This window comes from Streptomyces tricolor (assembly GCF_002155905.1).
GTDB lineage: Bacteria > Actinomycetota > Actinomycetes > Streptomycetales > Streptomycetaceae > Streptomyces > Streptomyces tricolor.
The window spans coordinates 1-4,564 of record NZ_MUMF01000870.1 but is presented as its reverse complement, the minus strand read 5'-3'; the positions used below and the strand labels follow the sequence as shown (position 1 = coordinate 4,564).

Genomic DNA, 4,564 nt, shown 5'->3' with positions numbered 1-4,564 from the left:
GCGGCCTCGATCTCCAGGGCGCCATCGACGCGCCCAACTGGCACAACGACAGCTTCCCCAGCTCCTTCCACCCGCGCGGGCGGCGCCCCGGCAGCGTGACCCTGGAGTCCCGCACCGACCCCGGCGTCATCGAGGAGCTGCGGCGGCGCGGCCACGACGTCACCGTCGGCCCCGCCTGGTCCGAGGGGCGGCTGTGCGCGGTGGCCCGGGACCCGGAGACCGGGCTCCTGTCGGCGGCGGCCAACCCGCGCGGGATGCAGGGCTACGCCGTCGGCCGCTGAGCCGGGACGGGGCCCCGTCCGGCGGCGGGTGCGGGCTCCGTCCGACGGGGGCCAGGCCCCTGCCCTTCATCCCGATTCCATCCCGCGTCCACCGGCCTGGCGCGGGGATTGTCAGTGGGACGTGCTCTCATGGGGACATGATCGAAGAGACGGAAACCATCGAGGAGTTTCTCGCCCGCTGCTCGGCCGACGTGGAGGAGGCGGTCCGCAAGGCCGCCGCGGCCGAGATCCTGCCCCGCTTCCGCCGCCTCGCCGCGCACGAGGTGGACCGGAAGAGCGGCCCGCACGACCTGGTCACGGACGCCGACCGCCTCGCCGAGCTGCGGCTCACCGAGGACCTCGGCGCCCTGCTGCCCGGCTCGGTGGTGGTCGGCGAGGAGGCGGTGCACGCCAACCCGGCGGTGTACGAGGCGCTCCAGGGCGACGACCCGGTCTGGATCGTCGACCCGGTCGACGGCACCCGCCAGTTCGTCCACGGCGACGACGGCTTCTGCACCCTGGTCGCGCTCGCCCACCGGGGCGCCGTGATCGCCTCCTGGACGTACGCGCCGGCGCGCGAGCAGTTCGCCACCGCCGTCCGCGGTCAGGGCGCCCACCTCGACGGGCAGAGGCTGTTCGCGGGCCCGCCCGCCCCCGGCCGGGACCTCGTCGTCGCCACCTCCCACCCCGACTACACCACCGACGAGCAGAAGCGCGCCCTGCGCGCCCTGTGGACCGACGGCCTCGCCCCGCGCCCGTGCGGCTCGGCGGGCCTGGAGTATCTCGCCGTCGCCAGGGGCGAGGTGGACGCCGTGGCGTTCTCCTGGGAGGCCGCCTGGGACCACGCGGCCGGTCTGCTCCTGGTCGAGGAGGCGGGCGGCGCGCACCTCACCCTGAGCGGCGAGCCGTTCCGCGTCACCGGCGGCAACGCCCTGCCGTTCACCGCCGCCCGGGACGCCGCGACCGCCCGCCGGGTGGCCGACCTGCTGCGCACGGCGTCCTGAGCCTCACGGGGGCCACCCGGGCCGGGGGAGCGTCGGTCCCCCGGCATATCCTGATCTCGAAGGCCGTCGGCTGACGAAGGGGTCCGAAGGTGCCGTCGATGCTCGATGCGGTCGTGGTGGGTGCGGGACCGAACGGACTGACCGCTGCCGTGGAGCTGGCCCGCCGCGGCTTCTCCGTGGCCCTGTTCGAGGCGAAGTCCACCGTGGGCGGCGGCGCCCGCACCGAGGAACTGACCCTGCCCGGCTTCCGGCACGACCCCTGCTCGGCCGCCCACCCCCTCGGCATCAACTCCCCGGCGTTCCGCGCCCTGCCGCTCGACCGGTACGGCCTGGAGTGGCTGCACGCCCCGCTGCCCATGGCCCACCCGTTCCCGGACGGCACCGCGGCCGTGCTGTCCCGCTCGGTGGCCGAGACCGCCGCCTCCTTCGGACCGCGCGACGCGGGCCCGTACCGCAGACTCATCGAGCCGCTCCTCGCCCACTGGGACACTCTGGTCCGGGACTTCATGTCCCTGCCGCTGACCGCGCTCCCGCGCGACCCCGTCACCCTGGCCCGCTTCGGCCTGGCCGGTCTCCCGCCGTCCACCTGGCTGATGCGCCGCTTCAAGGACGAGCGCTCCAAGGCCCTGTTCGCGGGCCTGGTCGCCCATGTGATGGCGCCGCTCGACGGCCTCGCCACCAGCGCCATCGGCCTGGTCTTCGCGCTGTCCGCGCACGCCCGCGGCTGGCCGGTGCCCCGCGGCGGCTCCCAGGCCATCTCCGACGCCCTCGCCGCCTACCTGACCGACCTCGGCGGCGCCGTCCACACCGACTACGAGGTCAAGCGCCTGGACGACCTGCCGCCCGCGCGCGCGTACGTCTTCGACACCTCGCCCACCGCGCTCGCCCGCATCGCCGGCTTCGGCGACTACTACGCGAACTACCGCTACGGCCCCAGCGTCTTCAAGATCGACTACGCGCTGGACGGACCCGTGCCGTGGACCGCGCCCGAGGCCCGCACCGCCGGCACCGTCCAGATCGGCGCGAGCCGGGCCGAGATCGGCACCGCCCTGCGCGCCGCCTCCCGCGAGGGCCGCGCCCCCGACAGACCATTCATGATCACGGTGCAGCCCAGCGTGGCCGACCCCACCCGCGCCCCCGAGGGCAAGCACGTCTTCTGGGCCTACGGCCATGTCCCGAACGGCTGGTCCGGGGACCTCACCGACGCCATAGAACGCCAGCTGGAGCGCTTCGCCCCCGGCTTCCGCGACCGCGTGCTCGCCCGCGCCACCGCCGGGCCCGCCGAGATGGCCGCCCACAACGCCAACTACGTCGGCGGCGACATCGCCTGCGGCGCCGCCTCCGGACTCCAGCTGCTGCTGCGCCCCCGGCTGTCCCTGTTCCCGTACCACACCCCGCACCCGGCCGTCTTCATCTGCTCCTCGGCCACCCCGCCCGGGCCCGGCGTGCACGGCATGTCGGGGCACAACGCGGCCAAGGCCGTCTGGCGGAGACTGAGGCAGACATGACCACCCTCACCCTCGTCCAGGGCGACATCACCCGGGAGCGCGCCGACGCCCTCGTCAACGCGGCCAACTCCTCCCTCCTCGGCGGCGGAGGCGTGGACGGCGCGATCCACCGCCGCGGCGGCCCCGCCATCCTGGCGGAGTGCCGCGCCCTGCGCGCCTCCCGGTACGGAAAGGGCCTTCCCACCGGCCAGGCGGTCGCCACCACGGCGGGCGAACTGGACGCCCGCTGGGTGATCCACACCGTCGGCCCCGTCTGGTCGGCCACCGAGGACCGCTCGGAGCAGCTCGCCTCCTGCTACCGGGAGGCGCTCCGCGTGGCCGACGAGCTGGGTGCCCGCACGGTGGCCTTCCCGGCGATCTCCACCGGCGTGTACCGGTGGCCGCTGGAGGACGCGGCCCGCATCGCCACGGAGACGGTACGCACCACACCGACCGCCGTCGAAGAGGTCCGGTTCGTCCTCTTCGACGACCGCGCGTACCAGGCGTTCGCACGCCACGCCGGCTGACCCGACGGGTCACGCGAGACCGGCCGCCCGCCGGATCGCGCCGACGGACCGGCCCGGCCCGGTGCGCGGCAGGAGGGCGACCGCCGTGGTCGGCTGGTGGCATCGCGCGACGCTCTGTCGATTCACCCGAACGGCGTACCACTCGATGCGCCCGGCGGCTGCCTGGCCAACGCTCGGAGTGCCCGCGTGCTCCCCGCGAGCGCGCGGGTACCGGACGGCACGGGGAGGCAGAAAGGACACGCTCATGAGCCAGGCAGCGCAGCCCACCGGACCGGCCTCATCGGGCGGCTCGTGGCCGCCGCGGCAGCCCGGGGCCCGGGGCGACGGCTGGGTGACCGGCGGCATCACGTTCGCCGGCGTCCTGATGGTGTGCAGCGGCATTCTCGCCGTGCTCCAGGGGATAGCCGCGATCGCCGGGGACGACGTCTACTTCCGCATCGGCGACTACGTCTACCGGATGAACCTCACCGGCTGGGGCGTCATCCACCTCATCCTCGGCGCGCTGGTCCTCATCACCGGCATCGGCCTGCTCAAGGACATGGCCTGGGCCCGCATCGTCGGTCTGTTCCTCGTCGCGCTCAGTCTCATCGCGCAGTTCCTCTTCCTGCCGTACCAGCCGGTCTGGTCGTTCGTCATGATGGCGATCGACGTCTTCGTGATCTGGGCCCTGGCGACCCGCCAGGAAGCGGCCGGCTGACGCCCGGACCGCCGGTCGGCCCAGCGCGCGCAGCGTACGGCCGAGCAGCGCCACCCCGTCCGCGACGACACCGGGCGGGGTGGCCGCGTAACCGAGGACCAGACCGGGCCGGCCCGGCGACTGCCGGTGCCAGGAGAGCGGCTGGCACTTCACACCGCGCGCGAGCGCCGCCGCGGCGAACTCGGTGTCGGGCACGTCCGCGGCGTACGTCACCGTCAGATGCAGACCCGCCGCGGCCCCGTGCACCCGCGCGCCCGGCAGGTGCTCGGCGAGGGCGGCGATCATCGCGTCACGGCGCCTGCGATGGCGCCCGCGCACCAGCCTCAGGTGCCGCTCCAGGTCACCCGACTCCATCAACCGGGCCAGCACCAGCTGCGGCAGCACCGCGTTGCCGAGATCGTTGAAGCGCTTGGCGTCGACCAGCGCGGCCCGGTGCCGGGCCGGCGCCACCAGCCAGCCGATCCGCAGCGCCGGCGCGAGCAGCTTCGACACGCTGCCCAGATAGCAGACCCGGTCGGCCAGCAGGGCACGCAGCGCCGGGACCGGCGGCCGGTCGTAGCGGTGCTCGGCGTCGTAGTCGTCCTCCAGG

Annotated in this window: 5 protein-coding genes and 1 pseudogene; 5 read left to right on the top strand and 1 reads right to left on the bottom strand. The window is 74.8% G+C overall.

What is annotated here, in order from left to right:
* From CCN44_RS40990 to CCN44_RS48090, 5 genes are all read left to right on the top strand, one after another.
* Positions 1-281, top strand: a 281-nt coding sequence (locus CCN44_RS40990) for a gamma-glutamyltransferase (protein ID WP_208639937.1), incomplete at its 5' end; no start/stop codon positions are given.
* A gap of 137 nt (positions 282-418) precedes the next feature.
* Positions 419-1,264 carry an inositol monophosphatase family protein gene (locus CCN44_RS40985; protein WP_059254162.1) on the top strand — a complete coding sequence of 282 codons (846 nt, stop codon included), beginning with the start codon at positions 419-421 and terminating at the stop codon, positions 1,262-1,264.
* 89 nt (positions 1,265-1,353) lie between these two features.
* Entirely contained in the window at positions 1,354-2,772 is a 1,419-nt protein-coding gene (locus CCN44_RS40980; RefSeq protein ID WP_208639936.1) for a phytoene desaturase family protein, read from the top strand.
* On the top strand, positions 2,769-3,278 hold the full coding sequence (locus tag CCN44_RS40975; RefSeq protein ID WP_059254166.1) for an O-acetyl-ADP-ribose deacetylase: 510 nt from the start codon (positions 2,769-2,771) through the stop codon (positions 3,276-3,278). Before CCN44_RS40980 ends, CCN44_RS40975 begins: the two co-directional genes overlap by 4 nt.
* A 244-nt stretch (positions 3,279-3,522) precedes the next feature.
* A complete protein-coding gene (locus CCN44_RS48090; protein WP_079081239.1) occupies positions 3,523-3,975 on the top strand; it encodes a DUF7144 family membrane protein in 453 nt (150 codons plus the stop codon).
* A gap of 21 nt (positions 3,976-3,996) precedes the next feature.
* Here the strand turns inward: CCN44_RS48090 and CCN44_RS48085 are convergent.
* Positions 3,997-4,564, bottom strand: a pseudogene (locus CCN44_RS48085) (aminotransferase class I/II-fold pyridoxal phosphate-dependent enzyme); the annotation flags it as partial.